This is a genomic window from Streptomyces sp. NPDC002092, assembly GCF_053593775.1.
Map to the genome: position 1 here is coordinate 168,574 of NZ_JBSFDG010000017.1, position 14,712 is coordinate 183,285.

The window sequence follows — 14,712 nt, forward strand, 5'->3', positions numbered from 1 at the left end:
TCGTCGTGTGTGTATTGCCACACCATGGGGTGCGGCCGGTCCGGCTAGTGTCTGTCCACTGCCTACAAAAGCCCGGAGGAGCCATGGCGTTCGGCTGGATCGACGAACAGGCGCGGCTGCGCCGCCGCGCCGGACTCGTACGGACCCTGCGCCCGCGCCCGGCCCACTCCCCGCTGCTGGACCTCGCGAGCAACGACTACCTCGGGCTGGCCCACCATCCGGCCGTCGCCGAGGGCGCGGCGGTGGCCGCGCGGACCTGGGGCGGCGGCTCGACCGGTTCTCGACTGGTCACCGGTACGACGGAACTCCACACCGAGCTGGAGGACGAGCTGGCCGGTTTCTGCGGCTTCGAGGCGGCACTCGTCTTCTCCTCCGGCTACGCGGCCAACCTCGCCGCGGTCACCGCGCTCGCCCCGCACGGCTCGCTGATCGTCTCCGACGCGGGCAACCACGCCTCCCTCATCGACGGCTGCCGGCTGGCCCGGGGCACCACCCAGGTCGTCGGACACGCCGACCCGGAGGCGGTGCGCAAGGCGCTGCAGACACACGAGGACAGCGCGGCGACCGCGGTCGTGGTCTCCGACACGGTCTTCTCGGTCGACGGCGACGCGGCCCCGCTGGCCGAACTGGCCGCCGCCTGCCGGGAGCGCGGCGCCGGACTGCTGGTCGACGACGCGCACGGCCTCGGCGTCCTCGGTGACGGCGGCCGCGGCGCCCCGCACGCGGCGGGCCTCGCGGGCGCCGACGACGTGGTCGTGACCGCCACGCTGTCCAAGTCGCTCGGCAGCCAGGGCGGAGTCGTCCTCGGCCCCGCCCGGGTCATCGACCACCTCGTCAACGCGGCCCGCACCTTCATCTTCGACACGGGCCTCGCCCCCGCCGCGGCGGGGGCGGCCCTGGCGGCACTGCGACTGCTGCGCCGCGAGCCGGAGCGTGCGGAACGCGCGCGTGCGGTCGCCGCCGAACTGTACGCACGCCTGACCGCCGCGGGTCACGAGGCGGTGCGCCCGGACGCCGCGGTGGTCTCCGTGCGTGCTCCGTCCCCGGAGGGGGCCGTGCAGTGGGCGGCCGACTGCCGTACGGCAGGCCTCGCCGTGGGCTGCTTCCGTCCTCCTTCCGTGCCCGACGGCATCTCAAGGCTGAGGCTGACCGCCCGCGCGGACCTCTCCGAGGCGCAGATCGAACGCGCTGTACGTGTGATCGGCGAGACGCGACCATGAGTCGGCGTGACACGGCCATGTGCCGCACGATGCGGAACTGATCGGAACTGACCAGAGCTGATCGGGACTGATCAGGACCTGAATGCGGCCGTGAAGTCCGTCCAGCTCTCGGGGGAGAGGAGCAGGGCGGGCCCGGCCGGGTCCTTGGAGTCGCGCACGGCGAGCAGCCCGGCCCAGGGGCCGGAGCGCGGCCGTGCCGTCTCGACGCAGTTGTTCGCGCCCGTGCTGTAGCTGCTGCGCAACCACTGCACGTCGGGCAGCTCGGTACTGGAAGGTACGTTCCGAGGCAGTGCTGACATGGTGCCTCCTTACGCGCCGTCACCTATCCCGGCGATGTAGTCCAACGAGTCCTCGGGCGAAAGGGCGTGGAACTGAAGGGCGTTGAAGGCCTCGGTGTAGGCCCGGAGGTCTTCTTTCCGTTCGAGGTAGAGGCTACTCGTCAAGTGGTCGAGAACAACCACGTCCAGATCAGAAGTGCTCGAAAATGAGAAGATTACGAAAGGCCCGGTGACGCCGACATGCGCTCCGGCAGCGAACGGCATTACCTGAAGCCGCACTTGAGGCAGCCGCGCCGCCTTCAGAAGCCGCTCGAGCTGCTGCTTCATGACCTCGGGGCCGCCGATCTCCCGGCGCAGCACCGCCTCGTCCAGTACCGCGCTCAGTTCCAGCGGCGGATCCGAACGCAGCACGTCCTGCCTGGCCAGCCGCACCTCGACCAGGGCGTCCAGCCGTTCGTCGTCCAGTCCGCCGACCGCTGCCCGGGTCACCGCACGTGCATAGGCGGGCGTCTGCAGCAGGCCCGGCACGACGGACGTCTCCAGCGTGCTCATCGCGCTCGCCTGGGACTCCAGACTGATGAAATCGCGGTAGGTGGGCGGCAGTACCCCACGATAGGCGTGCCACCAGTGGTGTCGGCCGCCTCCTTCGTCGGATCCCGCCAACACCAGGAGCAGTTCCCGGAGTTGGCCGTCCGCCACGGCGTAGGCGTCCAGGAGTAACCGCACATCGGCCGGTTTCACCCCGCTGGCGCCGGTCTCGATCCGGCTCACCTTCGACTGGTGCCAGCCCACGAGCCGGGCGGCCTCACCACTGGTGAGCCCCGCGCTCGTGCGTAACGCACGCAGTTCGGCGCCCAGTTTCCGGCGGCGCACCGCGGGACCGTGTTGCATGCGCTTCTCCTTACTCCTTCCGTGCCACCCAAATACGGTCTCTCGTCGCAGAGTTCACCGCTTTGAGGGACAGATATATGCATATCTTGGTGGATCGCCACCCGTGACGGGCGCGGTAATGGCAGTCTGGCGACGAAGCACCAGTCCGGGACCGTACTCGAACCATCCGCTCCGTGTCGGACTCCGGTCCCGTGGGAAAGGGACGACCGCGCCATGGCAGACCATTTGGAAGCATCCGTCACTCTGCCGAGCGATCCCGCCTCGGTCTCCGCGGCCCGCGGCTTCGTGGTCACCACGCTGGCCGAGTGGGGCCTGCCGGCCGACACGGAGGCCGCCGAGACCATCCGCCTCATCGTCTCCGAACTCACCACCAACTCGGTACAGCACACCTTCGGCCAGTCACCCACCTTCACGGTGGACCTCGAACTCCACCGTGACGAGCAGCTCCGCATCGGTGTCACCGACAGCCACCCCCGCTTCCCCAAGCGCCTGCCCGCCGCCGTGCAGCAGGACAACGGCCGGGGCATGGTGATCATCCGCTGGCTGGCAGCCGAATGCGGTGGCCGGCTGCATGTCCGCCCCACCCGTGAGGGCGGCAAGACGGTCACCATCGAACTCCCGTGGACCGTACCGGTCCAGCCGGTGACGGCAGCGGGGCAGCAGGAGCCGTAGTCGCTCAACCGTGCCCAGCAACTGCGCCCGGGGCGCTCTGGTGCCGCGTAATGCCCCGCGGGGGCGGCGGCGTGTCAGGTTGCCGTCGCCCCCGCGGGAGAGTCAGCTGACCCGGCCGTACCAGACGCTGGACGTCCAGATCTTCTGCAGCTTTACGACGTCCCCGGTCTTCGGGGCGTGCCAGATCTTCCCCTTCCCGGCGTAGATGCCCACGTGGTAGACGCTGGAGCCCGAGTGGAAGAACACCAGGTCTCCGGCCTTCCGGCTCTTCGCGGAGATGTGCTCGGTCTTGTTGTACTGCTGGGCCGCCGTACGGGGCAGGGTCTTGCCCGCCTTCTTGAACGAGTACAGCGTGAGCCCTGAGCAGTCGAACCGGCGCGGTCCCGAGGCGCCCCACTTGTACGGGGAACCCTTTTTGGAAGCCGCGATCTGGAGTGCCTTCGTCGCCATCGTGGCTGCCGAGGCGTCGGAGGCGACACCCGGGACCACGATGGAGCCGCCCACTGCGGCGATGGTGAGGGCCGAGGCCGTACCGGCCCGGACCATGAGCGACGGGACACGATTGAGCGCAGTCATGCGCAACCCTTCGTCAGCCGCCTGTGAAGGATGACCTGTCGGATTCGGGCTGGCGAAGTTGCCCGGCCGCTGCTGCGGCTTCACCCCAAGGGCTGCTCGACCCGGCCATGGCGCGGCCGTTCCGGCGACCCGTCTTGCTTGGGTCCTCCACTCCTGCCGATCCACTCCTGTCGACCGGTCATCCGGGCGGCGGCAGGACTCGGCGTCCGCCCGGATCGCCCCGCCGCTGCGGCGGGGGCTTGTCGTCAGACAGGGATCTTGACCCATACAAGTCCGAAAATCCCAACGGAACCGGGGGTTTGTGTCGTTACTCACCACTCACCCGTTCGGGTGGACACCCCTGTGTTCGAGGGAGCGTTGAGGCCCCCGACGAGGCTCGGACCAGCACCGGAGCACCAGAAACCGCCCTTGGGGCAGGCGCGTTGCGCAACCTTGGCGGTCGCGAAAAAGGAGCCGCGACTACGCCGAACGGGGGTACCTCATTTGGTCCGTTTGAACTCCGGTCCGGACGCTCCGCCGACAGGGCGGAAGGTCCGGACCGGTCGTATGTGCGTCAACTGTCGGACTGAGGCGGCACCGTGACCCTGGCGGTGCGCCGCTCCCCGTCGAGCACCCGCAGGGCCCGCCCCAGCGTCGGGGCGTGCAGCTCGGTCTCGCCCCGCTGGTGCATCAGCGCCAGGGCGTCGCGGAGCTGAGCTGCTTTGCTCACCAGCGCCTGCGCGGCCCGCAGCCCGCGATACGTGTCGCCGTGCTGCGCCGGGTTGATGCGGCCGAGGAGGTCGACCACGTCGAGGTAACGGTCGATCAACTCGCCCTCGGCGCGGGTGAGGGCGGGCAGCGGCGGAAGTTCCGGTGGGAGCACCGGCCGCTCACCGCCCGGTGGGCGGGGCGAGGGTGGCCTTGCGGCTGGGGATGATCCGGTCCACCAGGCCGTACTCCACGGCTTCTTGGGCATTCAGGATCTTGTCCCGCTCGATGTCCGCAGCGACTTGCTCCGGGCTGCGTCCCGTGTGCCGTACGAGCATCTCCTCCAGCCGGGCCCGCATCCGGCCCAACTCGGCGGCCTGGATGGCCAGATCGCTGGTCTGTCCCTCGATGGGCTCGGCCAGGAGCGGCTGATGGATCACCATGCGCGCGCCCGGCAGCGCGAACCGCTTGCCCGGCGTGCCCGCCCCGAGCAGCACCGCGGCGGACGAGCCGGCCTGCCCCAGGCAGATCGTCTCCACGTCGCAGCCGACGTACTGCATCGTGTCGTAGATCGCCGACATGGCGGTGAACGAGCCGCCGGGGGAGTTGATGTAGAGCGAGATGTCCTGGTCCGGCGCCTGGTACTCGAGGTGCATGAACTGGGCCATCACATCGTTCGCCGAGGTGTCGTCGATCGGCGCCCCGAGAAAGACGATCCGCTCCTCCAGCAGCTTGGAATACGGATCCATTGTCTTGGTGCCGGAGCTGGTGCGCTCGGTGAACTCGGGCAGCACGTAACGGGCGGACGGTCGGGTCATCGGTACCCCTCCTTCTGCGTCTGTAAAAAATGTACAGGACGTACATGACGTTATGATGGGGGCATGGCCTACGAGATTCCGGTGACGCAAGCCAGGGCTGAGCTCGCCGATCTGATCAACCGGGTGGTGTACGGCGGTGAGCGCGTCGTCGTGACACGGCACGGAAAACCCCTCGTCGCCCTGGTCTCCGCCGCTGACCTGGAGCGGCTGGAGGAGCTGCAGGAAGTCCCGGAGCCCGCCGAGGAGCAGGTGATCAGCTCGGTCTCCACCGTCCGCGAGGTGGCGTCCGCTCCCCGCGAACAGCAGCGCTTCGGTATCGCGGCGCACCACCGCGGGACCGGCGCCTCCTAGGTGACGCAAAGACCGTGCACCCCCGTCCGCTACAGCGGGGGTGCACGGTCGGCTCGGGTGCTACGGAGGGTCAGCCGACCGGGGCGAGGTTCCGCCCGGCGGCGGGCTCGGTGGTCTTCGTCCGTGCCTTGAGCGCATGGCCGAGCAGTACGGCGCCCAGGCCCACAAGGGCCCACCAGGCGAGGGTCAGGGCGGGGCCGGTCGCCGCCGCGCCGTCGAAGAACGACACCGAGCGGAGCAGGGTCGTCCCCGCGCCCGGCGGCAGCCACTGGCCGATCGTGCCGACCGGCTCGGGCAGCATCTGCGGGGCCGAGGGCGCGCCGGAGAAGGGGTTGCCGAACAGCATCACCGTGCCCGCGGCGACCCCGATGCCTGCCTGTCCGAGCAGGGCGCCGAGCCCTGCGACCGCGGCGCTCACGGCCAGCGTCGCCAGGCCCAGTACACCGGCCTCCGCCCACCAGTTGCCGGTGAGCACCCCGAGCCAGCTGTGCGCGATACCGGCCGCGGTCGCGCCGACCAGCACGGCGGCCCCGGTCAGGGCGGCCACGGCGCGCAGACCGCGCAGTCCCGTCATGGTCACCACCGAGCCGGCCGCGATCCCGGCCAGGGCCAGCGGCAGCACGCCGGCGTTCAGGGCCGCGCCGCGAGGGTCGTTCGCGGGGGCGGCCACGACGTCGACCGTACGGATCCGTGTGCCCTCGGCGGACGCCTGCCGGGCCACCGCCTGCTGCAGCAGCTGCGCGACCGTCGGGCCCGCGGCCGAGGCGGTGAGCAGTTCGGGGCCCTGGGGTGTGACGACGACAGCGCCGTATACGGTCCGGTCCTCGATGGCGTCCCGGGCGGCGGCCTCGTCGGCGTAGCGGTGGATCTCGAAGGCACCCTTCTTCTGCTCCAGTTGCTTCTCGACCTGGGCCGTCGCGGCCGCGGGGCCGGCCACGCCCAGCGGCAGGTCGCGGGGCGCGGTACGCGCGGCGGGCCAGGCGAAGGCCCACAGTGCCAGGGCGGCGAGCAGCGGGACGAGGACGACGACCGCGATCAGACGGCGGCGGTGTGCCCTCGGCGGGGTAGCGGATGCGGTGGGCATGGCGTTCCTCTCGGGATCGACGGAAGCGGGGCAAGTGGCCCGGAGAGCGTTAAAAAGAAGGATCGTTCGTTTTTGATGGGGGCCCTCACCGTCTCGCCGTCGGCATGGCTTGTCAAGAAGGAACGTTCGTTTTACTTTGGGGCCATGGCCCGTGTATCCCAGGAACACCTCGACGCCCGCCGCCGGCAGATCCTCGACGGCGCCGCACTGTGCTTCGCACGCAACGGCTTCCACGCCACGTCCATGCAGGACGTCCTCAAGGAGGTCGACCTGTCCGCGGGTGCCGTCTACCGCTACTTCAGCGGCAAGGAGGAGCTGATCGCCGCGATCGTCGCGGAAGTGCTCGGCGAGGTGCACAAGGGCTTCGAGGAACAGGCCCGCAGCAGCCCGCCCCCGCCTCCGGACCTCCTGGTGTCATCGGTGCTCGGCCGCGTCCTCGCGACCAAGGAGTCGTTGACCGTGGACGGGCGGCCCGCCTTTCCGGGCCTCGTCATCCAGGTGTGGGCGGAGACCCTCCGCAACGCGGAGCTCGCGGCCCTGCTGCGTGAGGGCTACGGCGCGGTGCAGGAGACCTGGGGGCGGATCGCCGAGTCGTACCAGGAAGCCGGGATGATGCGGCCGGACGTGTCCCCGGACGACGTGGCCCGCACCATGATGGCTGCCGCGATGGGCTTCCTCGCGCAGCAGGCGCTGTTCGGGCCCGCTTCGAGCGACGTCCTGCGAGACGGTCTACGGGCGTTGATGAGCGTGCGGGATCACCGTGCGGTTAACTTGCTTGAAACTCGGTCCAACTAGCCTGCCGATCCACGCCACCAGGCACTTTGCCCCGTGGCTGCGGCAACCGGGCCCCGCACGGTCCGGGTGAGGACTGTGAGGTGGGACGTGCAACTGACCCCGCACGAGCAAGAGAGGCTGCTCATCCATGTGGCGGCCGACGTGGCCGAGAAGCGCCGGGCCCGCGGGCTCAAGCTCAACCACCCCGAGGCGGTCGCCCTCATCACCTCGCACATCCTCGAAGGCGCCCGGGACGGCCGCACGGTCGCCGAGCTCATGGCCTCCGGGCGCAAGCTCCTGACCAGGGACGACGTCATGGAGGGCATCCCCGAGATGATCCACGACGTCCAGGTCGAGGCGACCTTCCCGGACGGCACCAAGCTCGTCACCGTCCACGACCCGATCGTCTGAGGGGGCCTCGATGATTCCCGGCGAGATCCTGTTCGCGGACGAGCCCGTTGTGTACAACGAGGGCCGCGAGGTCACCCGGCTGACCGTCCTCAACGCCGCCGACCGGCCCGTCCAGGTCGGCTCCCACTACCACTTCGCCGAGGCCAACCCCGGCCTGGACTTCGACCGCGCCGCCGCCCGCGGCAGGCGGCTCAACATCCCCGCGGGTACGGCCGTGCGCTTCGAGCCCGGGATCCCCGTCGACGTCGAACTCGTCCCGCTGGCCGGCGCCCGTGTGGTGCCCGGGCTGCGCGGGGAGACCGGAGGTGCCCTCGATGCCTGAGATCTCGCGTGCCGCGTATGCCGACCTCTTCGGCCCCACCACCGGCGACCGCATCCGGCTGGCCGACACCGATCTGATCGTCGAGATCGAGGAGGATCGTTCCGGCGGACCCGGACTCGCCGGTGACGAGGCCGTGTTCGGCGGCGGCAAGGTCATCCGGGAGTCCATGGGCCAGTCGCGTGCCACGCGCGCGGAGGGCACCCCGGACACCGTCATCACGGGTGCCGTGATCATCGATCACTGGGGCATCGTCAAGGCCGACGTCGGCATCCGCGACGGCCGGATCACCGGGATCGGCAAGGCCGGCAACCCCGACACCATGGACGGCGTTCACCCCGACCTGGTCATCGGCCCGGAGACCGAGGTCATCGCGGGCAACGGGCGGATCCTGACCGCCGGTGCCATCGACGCGCACGTCCACTTCATCTGTCCGCAGATCGCCGACGAGGCGCTGTCCGCCGGCATCACCACGCTGGTGGGCGGCGGCACCGGACCGGCCGAGGGCTCCAAGGCGACCACGGTCACGCCCGGCCCCTGGCACCTCGCGCGGATGCTGGAGGCGATGGAGCAGTACCCGCTCAACATCGGCTTCCTCGGCAAGGGCAACACCGTCTCGCACGAGGCGATGCTCTCGCAGATCCGCGGCGGCGCCCTGGGCCTCAAACTGCACGAGGACTGGGGCTCCACGCCCGCCGTCATCGACGCCTCGCTGACCGTGGCGGACCGGACGGGCATCCAGGTCGCCATTCACACGGACACCCTCAACGAGGCCGGATTCGTGGGAGACACCCTCGCCGCGATCGGCGGGCGAGGCATCCACGCGTACCACACCGAGGGTGCGGGCGGCGGGCACGCGCCGGACATCATGACGGTCGTCTCCGAGCCGCATGTGCTGCCGAGTTCGACCAACCCGACGCGGCCGTTCACCGTGAACACCGCCGAGGAACACCTCGACATGCTGATGGTGTGCCACCACCTCAACCCGGCGGTGCCGGAGGACCTGGCGTTCGCCGAGTCGCGGATCCGGCCGTCCACCATCGGCGCGGAGGACATCCTGCACGACCTGGGCGCCATCTCCATCATCTCCTCCGACTCCCAGGCCATGGGGCGTGTCGGCGAGGTCGTCATGCGGACCTGGCAGACGGCGCATGTGATGAAGCGGCGGCGGGGGGCGCTGCCGGGTGACGGGCGGGCGGACAACCGGCGGGTGCGGCGGTACGTGGCCAAGTACACGATCAATCCGGCGCTCGCGCAGGGACTTGCCCGGGAGGTCGGCTCGGTGGAGACCGGAAAGCTCGCCGACCTCGTGCTGTGGGAGCCCGCGTTCTTCGGGGTCAAGCCGCACCTGGTCGTCAAGGGCGGGCAGATCGCCTACGCGCAGATGGGCGACGCCAACGCGTCCATCCCGACGCCGCAGCCGATCCTGCCGCGGCCGATGTACGGGGCCATCGGGCGGGCGCCCGCCGCGAACTCCTTCAACTTCGTGGCACCGCTCGCCATCGAGGACGGGCTGCCGGAACGGCTCTCGCTCGGGAAGCGGTTCGTCGCGATCGACTCGACGCGGGGGGTCACCAAGGCCGACATGCGGGAGAACGACGCGCGGCCCCGGGTGCAGATCGATCCCGACAGCTTCGCCGTGCACATCGACGGGGAACTCGTCGAGGCGACGCCCGCTGCCGAACTGCCCATGGCCCAGCGGTACTTCCTTTTCTGATGGCGCTCCCTCTTCCGATGACTCTTCTGATGGCGTGGTCGTGATGTCGCGGGCAGCTCTTCTCGTTCTGGCCGACGGGCGTTTTCCCGCCGGAGGGCATGCGCACTCCGGCGGGGCCGAGGCGGCCGTGAAGGCCGGGCGGATCAGTGGGGCCGCGAGCCTGGAGTCCTTCTGCCGAGGGCGGCTGCACACCGCGGGACTGGTCGCCGCCTCGCTCGCGGCCGCCGCCGTTCTCGGCGTGGATCCTGCGGCCCTGGATGCGGCGGCGGATGCGCGGACGCCGTCGCCTGCGCTGCGGGTCGCCGGGCGGAAGCTGGGGCGGCAGTTGATGCGGGCCGCTCGCGCTGCCTGGCCCTCGGGTGAACTCGACGCCCTGGCACGGGAGTTCCCCAAGGGGGCGCATCAGGCGGTGGTGCTCGGGGTGGCCGCTCGGGCGGCGGGCCTGGAGGCCGTGGATGCGGCCTACTGTGCGGCGTACGAGAGTGTCAGTGGGGCGGCGAGTGCGACGGTGCGGTTGTTGAGCCTTGATCCGTTCGATGCGACGGGGGTGCTGGCCCGGCTGGCGCCGGAGGTGGATCGTGTTGCGGATCGGGCGGTGGAGGCGGCGCGGGTGGTGGTCGACGAGGGGGTCGATGCGTTGCCTGCGGCTTCTGCGCCGTTGCTGGAGATTTCCGCGGAGGTGCATGCCGGCTGGGCTGTGCGGTTGTTCGCCTCGTAGTTTCTTTCGCCCCCGCCGCCCCTTCGCCTTCCCGACCCTGGGGGCTTTGCCCCCAGACCCCCGTATCGGCCTGAACGGCCTCGTCCTCGAACGCCGGACGGGCGGGAGGGCGCCGGGCGGCCAAAATTTTGGAGCCATTGCCATGCATCTGGAACACACCCACGACGGTCCCGGTGCCGTCAGCGCCGACGCCCGTCGTCCCGACGGCTCGCGGCGGGCCCTGCGGATCGGGCTCGGCGGGCCTGTCGGGTCCGGGAAGACTGCCACGGTCGCCGCGCTGTGCCGGGCTTTGCGGGACGAGCTCTCGCTTGCCGTCGTCACCAATGACATCTACACCCGCGAGGACGCCGAATTCCTGCTCCGGGAAGCCGTGCTGCCGCCCGAGCGGATCACTGCCGTGGAGACGGGGGCCTGTCCGCACACCGCGATCCGGGACGACATCTCCGCCAATCTGGAGGCGGTGGAGGATCTGGAGGACGAGGTCGGGCCGCTGGATCTGATCCTGGTCGAGTCCGGTGGGGACAATCTCACCGCGACCTTCTCCAAGGGGCTCGTCGACGCCCAGATCTTCGTCATCGATGTGGCCGGTGGTGACGACATTCCGCGGAAGGGCGGCCCGGGGGTGACCACGGCCGATCTGCTCGTCGTCAACAAGACCGACCTCGCGCCGTACGTCGGCTCCGACCTCGAGCGGATGGCCGCCGACGCCAAGGCGCAGCGGGCCGAACTGCCCGTCGTCTTCCAGTCGCTCAGGAGCGAGGCCGGGGTGACCGACGTCGCCGGGTGGGTGCGGGCGCAGCTCGCCGCGTGGCCGGCGTGACCGTGAGCGGGGTGCGGGCCACCGCTCGGATCGTCGCCCGCGAGGACGGCAGGGGCGGTACGGCCCTGCCGGTGCTTCAGGGGGAGGGGCCGCTCGCGCTGCGGCGGACACGGAGCAGTGGCGCCGAGGCGCGGGTCATGCTCGTCGGGGCGATGAGCGGACCGCTCGGCGGGGACGAGTTCGCCGTCGAGGCCGAGGTCGGGAGCGGGGCACGGCTGCGGGTCGGGTCGGCCGCCGCCACCATCGCGCTCCCCGGGCAGGCCAAGGGCGGGGCACGCTACGACGTGCGGCTCGACGTCGCCGACGACGGTGAACTGGAGTGGCTGCCCGAGCAGTTGATCTCCGCGCACGGGAGCGACCTGCATGTCAGGACGCGGGTCGAGCTGGGCGGCGCGGCCCGGCTCGTGCTGCGCGAGGAGCAGGTGCTCGGGCGGGTGGGGGAGCAACCCGGGCGGCTGACCAGTCGTCTTACGGTGCGTGTCGAGGGTCGGGCGATCCTCGACCAGGAGCTGGCCTGCGGGCCCGGAGCGCCGGGCGGCTGGGACGGTCCGGCCGTGCTGGGCGGGCACCGGGCCGTGGGGCAACTGGTCGTCGTACGGCCCGAGTTCGGGATGGAGCCCGTGGCGGCCCGGGTGCTGGGGGAGGGCGCCGTGGCGATGCCGCTCGCCGGGCCCGCCGTGCTCGTCAGTGCCGTGGCGGCCGATGCCCTGCGGCTGCGGCGGGTGCTGGACGAGGCGCTGGCCGCCATGGCGTGAGTTTCCGCTGAGCGGGACGAGGGTCACCGTTTATCGGATTGGTAAAGAAGGTCAACGACCCCTGTTCTCGGCATGTTCACAGCCGAAAGGATCGCTTCTGACAATCGCAATGACGTTGGGGGAGGTCCCACTTGAGGGATATGAGACGAAAGAAGCGGGCCACCGCGCTCGGTTCGGCCGGTGTGCTCGCCGCGGCGACGCTCATAGCCGGTGCCGTCGCAGCGCCGAGTGCCAGCGCCACAGCCGGAGCGCGGCCCGGCAAGGACCGCGAGGCCCGCGGTGCCGCCATCGCGGCCGAGCGCGCCGCGAAGGCCGGCATCGACTGGCAGGACTGCCCCGCCGACTGGGGGTTCGCCAAGCCCATCCAGTGCGGGTACGTCAGCGTCCCGGTCGACTACGCGCATCCGTACGGCAAGCAGATCAAGCTCGCCGTCGACCGCATCGGCAACACGGGGACGAAGGAGGAGCGCCAGGGCGCCCTCGTCTACAACCCGGGCGGCCCCGGCGGTTCCGGCATGCGCTTCCCTACGCGGGTCACCAACAAGAACCCGATCTGGGCCAACGTGGCCAAGGCGTACGACTTCGTGGGCTTCGACCCGCGCGGTGTCGGCCACTCCGCGCCGATCTCCTGCATCGACCCGCAGGAGTTCGTGAAGGCGCCCAAGGCCGACCCGGTGCCGGACTCCGAGGCCGACAAGCAGGCCCAGCGCAAGCTGGCCGCCGAGTACGCCAAGGGCTGCGCCGAGCGCACCGGCAAGGCGATGCTCTCGCAGATGACCACGCCCAACACGGTGCGCGACCTGGACGTCATCCGTGCCGCGCTCGGCGAGAAGAAGCTCAACTACCTGGGCGTCTCCTACGGCACCTACATCGGCGCCGTCTACGGCACCATGTTCCCGGGCCATCTGCGCCGCATGATCGTGGACAGTGTCGTCAACCCGTCGCGGGAGAAGATCTGGTACCAGGCCAACCTGGACCAGGACGTCGCCTTCGAAGGCCGCTGGAAGGACTGGGAGGACTGGGTCGCCGCCAACGACGCCGCCTTCCACCTCGGCACCACGCGCGACGCGGTCCAGGCGAAGTGGCTCGAGCTGCGCGCCACCGCCAAGAAGAGCCCGCTCGGCGGGGTCGTCGGCCCGGCCGAGCTGATCTCCTTCTTCCAGAGCGCCCCGTACTACGACTCCTCGTGGGTGCCGGTCGCAACGGCCTTCAGCAAGTACTTCGCCGGCGACACCAAGGCGCTGGTCGACGCGGCCGCCCCGGACATGTCCAACACGGCGGGCAACATCACCGCGGAGAACGGCAACGCCGTCTACACGGCCGTCGAGTGCACCGACGCCAAGTGGCCCACCAGCTGGAAGAAGTGGGACAAGGACAACACCGAGCTCAACAAGAACTACCCCTTCATGACCTGGGCCAACGCATGGATGAACCTGCCGTGCGCCACCTGGCCGGTCAAGCAGCAGACCCCGGTGAACGTCAAGACCCACAAGGGCCTGCCGCCGGTCATGATCGTGCAGTCCACGCGTGACGCCGCCACCCCGTACGACGGCGCCGTCGAACTGCACAACCGCTTCCAGGGCTCCCGCCTGATCACCGAGAAGGACGCGGGCTCGCACGGCGTGACCGGCCTGGTCAACCCGTGCATCAACCAGAAGGTGGACGACTACCTCCTGAGCGGCAAGCTGGACGCCGCGGACGTGACCTGCACCCCGCACGCCACGCCCAAGCCGTAAGCGGCAGCGGTACGAAGTGAGGGGCGGCCGGGAACACTCCGGCCGCCCCTTCCTCGTGCTCACCCCGTCCTAGCCCAGTGGCATCCGCGGGAAGCGGCGCTCCTTCTCCGCGGCCCCGGCCGCCTCGGCCTGCTGCGCCTTGACGACGGCCGCGTACTCGTCGACGTACTCCTGCTCCGACAGCTTCAGGATCGCGTACATGATCTCGTCGGTGATGGCACGCAGGATCGCCTTCTCGTTCTCCATGCCGGCGTAGCGGGAGAAGTCGAGGGGCTTGCCGAAGCGGATCACGACGGGGTGGATGTTCGGGATGACCTTGCCGGGCGGCTGCGCCTCGAAGGTGCCGATCATCGCGCAGGGGATGACGGGCACCTGGGCCCTCAGCGCCATCACCGCCACCCCGACCTTGCCCTTGTACAGACGGCCGTCGTGCGAGCGGGTGCCCTCCGGGTAGATGCCGAGGAGTTCGTTCTTGCTCAGCACGCCGAGGCCTTCGCGGATGGCGGCCTGGCCCGCCTCCTTGCCGGTGCGGTCGACCGGGATCTGCCCGGCGCTGCGGAAGAAGGTCGCGGTGAGGCGGCCCTTGATGCCGGGACCGGTGAAGTACTCCTTCTTCGCGAGGAAGGTGATGCGGCGCTTGAGGATGGCCGGCATCAGGAAGTGGTCCGAGAAGGACAGATGGTTGCCGGCGACGATCGCCGGGCCTTCGGCCGGTACGTGTTCGAGGCCTTCGATGCGAGGCCGGAAGACCAGTCTCAGCAGAGGTCCCAACAACACGTATTTGAGCACGTAGTAGAACAAAAGGTCGCTCCTCACTCCGGCGGATCGCCTGTGCCGCCGCGTTCCAGCAGGTCAACCGGCGTGTCGTGGGATCGCCAGTCTATG

The 14,712-nt window shown here is 70.2% G+C and carries 18 protein-coding genes and 1 riboswitch; of the genes, 11 read left to right on the forward strand and 7 right to left on the reverse strand.

The annotated features are described in order from the left end of the window. The first annotated feature begins 83 nt into the window (after positions 1-83). The gene (locus ACWCRD_RS34350; RefSeq protein ID WP_450969634.1) at positions 84-1,220 is read left to right on the forward strand and encodes an 8-amino-7-oxononanoate synthase; all 1,137 of its coding nucleotides are present in this window, start codon (positions 84-86) and stop codon (positions 1,218-1,220) included. 71 nt (positions 1,221-1,291) lie between these two features. On the opposite strand, the gene ACWCRD_RS34355 is transcribed toward ACWCRD_RS34350, so the two are convergent. Both ACWCRD_RS34355 and ACWCRD_RS34360 read right to left on the reverse strand, forming a co-directional pair. Further along, positions 1,292-1,519, reverse strand: a complete 228-nt coding sequence (locus ACWCRD_RS34355) for a DUF397 domain-containing protein (RefSeq protein ID WP_450969635.1) — start codon at positions 1,517-1,519, stop codon at positions 1,292-1,294. Between the two features lie 9 nt (positions 1,520-1,528). Continuing rightward, positions 1,529-2,389, reverse strand: coding sequence for a helix-turn-helix domain-containing protein (locus tag ACWCRD_RS34360; RefSeq protein WP_450969636.1), 861 nt, complete (start codon positions 2,387-2,389; stop codon positions 1,529-1,531). A 213-nt stretch (positions 2,390-2,602) separates the two neighbouring features. On the opposite strand from ACWCRD_RS34360, the gene ACWCRD_RS34365 reads away from it, so the two are divergent. Further along, positions 2,603-3,061: an ATP-binding protein gene (locus ACWCRD_RS34365; RefSeq protein WP_450969637.1), complete on the forward strand. Its 459-nt coding sequence runs from the start codon at positions 2,603-2,605 to the stop codon at positions 3,059-3,061. A gap of 102 nt (positions 3,062-3,163) precedes the next feature. Here ACWCRD_RS34365 and ACWCRD_RS34370 read toward each other — a convergent pair whose 3' ends face one another. The 3 genes from ACWCRD_RS34370 to ACWCRD_RS34380 all read right to left on the reverse strand — a co-directional run bounded on the left by ACWCRD_RS34370 (position 3,164) and on the right by ACWCRD_RS34380 (position 5,142). Beyond that, the gene (locus ACWCRD_RS34370; RefSeq protein ID WP_450969638.1) at positions 3,164-3,637 is read right to left on the reverse strand and encodes a C40 family peptidase; all 474 of its coding nucleotides are present in this window, start codon (positions 3,635-3,637) and stop codon (positions 3,164-3,166) included. Positions 3,638-3,640: 3 nt separating this feature from the next. Further along, positions 3,641-3,774, reverse strand: a riboswitch (cyclic di-AMP (ydaO/yuaA leader). Between the two features lie 416 nt (positions 3,775-4,190). Then, positions 4,191-4,499, reverse strand: a complete 309-nt coding sequence (locus ACWCRD_RS34375; RefSeq protein ID WP_099927190.1) for a hypothetical protein — start codon at positions 4,497-4,499, stop codon at positions 4,191-4,193. Between the two features lie 7 nt (positions 4,500-4,506). Then, positions 4,507-5,142, reverse strand: coding sequence for an ATP-dependent Clp protease proteolytic subunit (locus tag ACWCRD_RS34380; protein ID WP_450969639.1), 636 nt, complete (start codon positions 5,140-5,142; stop codon positions 4,507-4,509). Between the two features lie 63 nt (positions 5,143-5,205). On the opposite strand from ACWCRD_RS34380, the gene ACWCRD_RS34385 reads away from it, so the two are divergent. Continuing rightward, positions 5,206-5,493 (forward strand): type II toxin-antitoxin system Phd/YefM family antitoxin, encoded by a 288-nt coding sequence (locus ACWCRD_RS34385; RefSeq protein ID WP_389080849.1) that lies wholly within the window; start codon positions 5,206-5,208, stop codon positions 5,491-5,493. 70 nt (positions 5,494-5,563) lie between these two features. Here ACWCRD_RS34385 and ACWCRD_RS34390 read toward each other — a convergent pair whose 3' ends face one another. Then, positions 5,564-6,577: an ABC transporter permease gene (locus ACWCRD_RS34390; protein ID WP_450969640.1), complete on the reverse strand. Its 1,014-nt coding sequence runs from the start codon at positions 6,575-6,577 to the stop codon at positions 5,564-5,566. A 144-nt stretch (positions 6,578-6,721) separates the two neighbouring features. On the opposite strand from ACWCRD_RS34390, the gene ACWCRD_RS34395 reads away from it, so the two are divergent. From ACWCRD_RS34395 to ACWCRD_RS34430, 8 genes are all read left to right on the forward strand, one after another. Beyond that, positions 6,722-7,372 (forward strand): TetR/AcrR family transcriptional regulator, encoded by a 651-nt coding sequence (locus ACWCRD_RS34395; protein ID WP_450969641.1) that lies wholly within the window; start codon positions 6,722-6,724, stop codon positions 7,370-7,372. 87 nt (positions 7,373-7,459) lie between these two features. Continuing rightward, a complete protein-coding gene (locus ACWCRD_RS34400; protein ID WP_010355509.1) occupies positions 7,460-7,762 on the forward strand; it encodes an urease subunit gamma in 303 nt (100 codons plus the stop codon). A gap of 10 nt (positions 7,763-7,772) precedes the next feature. Next, positions 7,773-8,084: an urease subunit beta gene (locus ACWCRD_RS34405; protein ID WP_450969642.1), complete on the forward strand. Its 312-nt coding sequence runs from the start codon at positions 7,773-7,775 to the stop codon at positions 8,082-8,084. Continuing rightward, a complete protein-coding gene (locus tag ACWCRD_RS34410) occupies positions 8,077-9,798 on the forward strand; it encodes an urease subunit alpha (protein WP_450969643.1) in 1,722 nt (573 codons plus the stop codon). Before ACWCRD_RS34405 ends, ACWCRD_RS34410 begins: the two co-directional genes overlap by 8 nt. Positions 9,799-9,841: 43 nt before the next feature. Continuing rightward, positions 9,842-10,516: an urease accessory protein UreF gene (locus ACWCRD_RS34415; protein WP_450969672.1), complete on the forward strand. Its 675-nt coding sequence runs from the start codon at positions 9,842-9,844 to the stop codon at positions 10,514-10,516. A 142-nt stretch (positions 10,517-10,658) separates the two neighbouring features. Continuing rightward, positions 10,659-11,336 (forward strand): urease accessory protein UreG, encoded by a 678-nt coding sequence (ureG, locus tag ACWCRD_RS34420; protein WP_450969644.1) that lies wholly within the window; start codon positions 10,659-10,661, stop codon positions 11,334-11,336. Next, positions 11,324-12,091: an urease accessory protein UreD gene (locus ACWCRD_RS34425; RefSeq protein WP_450969645.1), complete on the forward strand. Its 768-nt coding sequence runs from the start codon at positions 11,324-11,326 to the stop codon at positions 12,089-12,091. Before ureG ends, ACWCRD_RS34425 begins: the two co-directional genes overlap by 13 nt. 140 nt (positions 12,092-12,231) lie before the next feature. Then, a complete protein-coding gene (locus tag ACWCRD_RS34430; RefSeq protein ID WP_450969646.1) occupies positions 12,232-13,827 on the forward strand; it encodes an alpha/beta hydrolase in 1,596 nt (531 codons plus the stop codon). A 69-nt stretch (positions 13,828-13,896) separates the two neighbouring features. Here ACWCRD_RS34430 and ACWCRD_RS34435 read toward each other — a convergent pair whose 3' ends face one another. Next, positions 13,897-14,628, reverse strand: a complete 732-nt coding sequence (locus ACWCRD_RS34435) for a lysophospholipid acyltransferase family protein (protein ID WP_450969647.1) — start codon at positions 14,626-14,628, stop codon at positions 13,897-13,899. Between the last annotated feature and the right edge of the window lie 84 nt (positions 14,629-14,712).

Bases quoted from the DNA above. Each gene is read 5' to 3' on its own strand.
- ACWCRD_RS34405 (WP_450969642.1), top strand. From the start codon at position 7,773: ATGATTCCCGGCGAGATCCTGTTCGCGGACGAGCCCGTTGTGTACAAC.
- ureG (WP_450969644.1), top strand. From the start codon at position 10,659: ATGCATCTGGAACACACCCACGACGGTCCCGGTGCCGTCAGCGCCGAC.
- ACWCRD_RS34395 (WP_450969641.1), top strand. From the start codon at position 6,722: ATGGCCCGTGTATCCCAGGAACACCTCGACGCCCGCCGCCGGCAGATC.
- ACWCRD_RS34360 (WP_450969636.1), bottom strand. From the start codon at position 2,389: ATGCAACACGGTCCCGCGGTGCGCCGCCGGAAACTGGGCGCCGAACTG.
- ACWCRD_RS34390 (WP_450969640.1), bottom strand. From the start codon at position 6,577: ATGCCCACCGCATCCGCTACCCCGCCGAGGGCACACCGCCGCCGTCTG.
- ACWCRD_RS34415 (WP_450969672.1), top strand. From the start codon at position 9,842: ATGTCGCGGGCAGCTCTTCTCGTTCTGGCCGACGGGCGTTTTCCCGCC.
- ACWCRD_RS34430 (WP_450969646.1), top strand. From the start codon at position 12,232: ATGAGACGAAAGAAGCGGGCCACCGCGCTCGGTTCGGCCGGTGTGCTC.
- ACWCRD_RS34350 (WP_450969634.1), top strand. From the start codon at position 84: ATGGCGTTCGGCTGGATCGACGAACAGGCGCGGCTGCGCCGCCGCGCC.
- ACWCRD_RS34365 (WP_450969637.1), top strand. From the start codon at position 2,603: ATGGCAGACCATTTGGAAGCATCCGTCACTCTGCCGAGCGATCCCGCC.
- ACWCRD_RS34385 (WP_389080849.1), top strand. From the start codon at position 5,206: ATGGCCTACGAGATTCCGGTGACGCAAGCCAGGGCTGAGCTCGCCGAT.
- ACWCRD_RS34370 (WP_450969638.1), bottom strand. From the start codon at position 3,637: ATGACTGCGCTCAATCGTGTCCCGTCGCTCATGGTCCGGGCCGGTACG.
- ACWCRD_RS34410 (WP_450969643.1), top strand. From the start codon at position 8,077: ATGCCTGAGATCTCGCGTGCCGCGTATGCCGACCTCTTCGGCCCCACC.
- ACWCRD_RS34380 (WP_450969639.1), bottom strand. From the start codon at position 5,142: ATGACCCGACCGTCCGCCCGTTACGTGCTGCCCGAGTTCACCGAGCGC.
- ACWCRD_RS34355 (WP_450969635.1), bottom strand. From the start codon at position 1,519: ATGTCAGCACTGCCTCGGAACGTACCTTCCAGTACCGAGCTGCCCGAC.